Raw genomic sequence first — 1,854 nt, 5'->3', positions numbered from 1 at the left:
CATCTGCGGAGCCCATCTGAGGAGCCTGTCACAGCGGCGTCACCAGCGCCGATGACCAGGAGCATATACGCTGGGGCGGCGGGCGTCGCTACCAGGCGTGCAGCGGCCGCGGGCAGGCCCACGCTCGGACCTCAGCCAGGTGCGCGCAGCGTCAGCGTATCCCCCCGCTGGATCAGCTCGAACCGCTTCAGATAGTTCATGCCGAGCAGGACCTCATCGCCCGGCATGTTGGGCATAACGACGGCGCGGACGTTGCGCGCCGTGAGTCCTGCGACATCCACACTGTCGAGCCGCGTGGTCCAGGTACGCACCAGCCCGTTTGCAGTCTTGCTCATGCCGCCCGGCAGCAGCGGCAGCTCCAAGCGCTCCGCCAGGGCCACGGGCAGCGCGACGGCGGTGGCGCCGGTGTCGACCAAGAAGGTCACGGACTCGCCGTTGATGCGCCCGCCGGCGACATAGTGTCCCATGCGGTTGCGTTGCAGGACGACGCTCGGCACCCCGTCGGCGTCCACCCGCAGCGCCGGGTCAGGATTGGGATTGCGCTGGTGGTCCAGGTGATTCTGGAACAGCAGCACCAGGAGTGCGAGCCCCACCACCCAGGCGGCGATGAGCATCGCCTTGCCCAGGCGCGAGGGCATATCGCGTGTCGATGGGAAGTTCTCGGCCATACCCATTACATGGGGACGGCCGGGGCCGGTCTTTAACGCCTGCCGTCGGCGAGATCAGCGATGCCGCCCGCGAGACGCGGCACACTCAGTAGCTGACGAGCTTGGGCAGCGCCTTCGCCTGCTCGACCCAATCCTCCACCTGCGCGGCAGCCGGGGGGCGCTGCGTCAGCTGCTTGGCCTCGTTGGTTTGCAGGAGCTTTGCGTGAAGATTGTCGGGGCGGCGTGTGGCGAGCTCCTTCACCGTATCCACGCCCGCCTCCTCCAGCAGATCCGAGTAGACCCCAGAGACACCTTTGATGCGGGCCAGGTCGGCGCGATTCACCAGCTCCAGCAACGCCGACGGCTCGCAGCCGCACTCCGCAGCGAGGGCCTTGCGTTGCGCTGGCTCGGCAGCGGCTTCCACCAGGGTCTCGTTATCGTTGATGTCCTTCGCGGCCAGCGCGCTCAGCACGGCGTCTGTGATGCCTCTCAGGTCTTTCAGTGAAGTTGCCATGGCGGTGTCCTCTAGGGTTGGATGGTCGGGCGCTTGGATGTCAGTGGCTGCGATGGCGCGGAGTGATGTGCTAGAAGGCCGCCGGCGCGCTATCCGCTTCGCTGTCGGCCATTTCCCGGCATTTAGCCTGGGCTTCGTCTGCCGCGCCAGGCGGCTGAATCATAAATGATTTCAGGCAGCAGACAAGACCTGCGCATAGGCTGAGGAAGCACACCACCTTGACAGCCCGGCCGGCGGCTCCGAGCATCCCGCCGCCTAACACCCGCAGTGGCGGTGTCTATCACGCTTTGCTCAGCATGCTCCCCAAGCTCAATTCCCTACAGTGGCTCGTCGTCGTACTGGGCCTGTTCTTCTATGGATTCACTGTCTTCGCCGTGACGCGAGACTACTACCTACGCAACCCGCCGCGGCCCCCGGCCCAGGCTGCGAGCCAGACGACGGATATGGCACGCCTCGGTCAACAGATGCGCGCCGCACTGGCGGACGGCGATGCCGCCGCGGCCGCCGCTGCCTCGAGCCCCAACCCCGCCGTGCTCGCCAAGGAGGCGGACCGGCCCTTCCGTGCCCACCCGTTCGCCGCTCCCATCCCGCGTTACCGGCGCCCGGTCGGGCCCCCCCCCGAGGACGCGGACCCCACGAATGACCCCGCCCCGGCCCGGCCCCAGGCCGCGGACACCACCGCGGGGCCCCAGG

General features: G+C 67.9%; 2 protein-coding genes and 1 pseudogene. 1 reads left to right on the top strand and 2 read right to left on the bottom strand.

Features of this window, described 5'->3' with window-relative positions:
* Window positions 1-131: 131 nt before the first annotated feature.
* Complete coding sequence (locus I6U14_RS14175; protein WP_296900163.1) at window positions 132-668, bottom strand: TIGR02281 family clan AA aspartic protease; 537 nt, start codon at window positions 666-668, stop codon at window positions 132-134.
* A gap of 85 nt (window positions 669-753) precedes the next feature.
* The gene (locus tag I6U14_RS14170; RefSeq protein WP_296900162.1) at window positions 754-1,161 is read right to left on the bottom strand and encodes a DUF4332 domain-containing protein; all 408 of its coding nucleotides are present in this window, start codon (window positions 1,159-1,161) and stop codon (window positions 754-756) included.
* Window positions 1,162-1,379: 218 nt separating this feature from the next.
* On the opposite strand from I6U14_RS14170, the pseudogene I6U14_RS14165 reads away from it, so the two are divergent.
* Window positions 1,380-1,854, top strand: a pseudogene (locus tag I6U14_RS14165) (hypothetical protein); the annotation flags it as partial.

The organism is Thiohalocapsa sp., assembly GCF_019695415.1.
Taxonomy (GTDB): Bacteria; Pseudomonadota; Gammaproteobacteria; order Chromatiales; family Chromatiaceae; genus Thiohalocapsa.
This window is presented reverse-complemented; position numbering and strand designations above follow the sequence as displayed.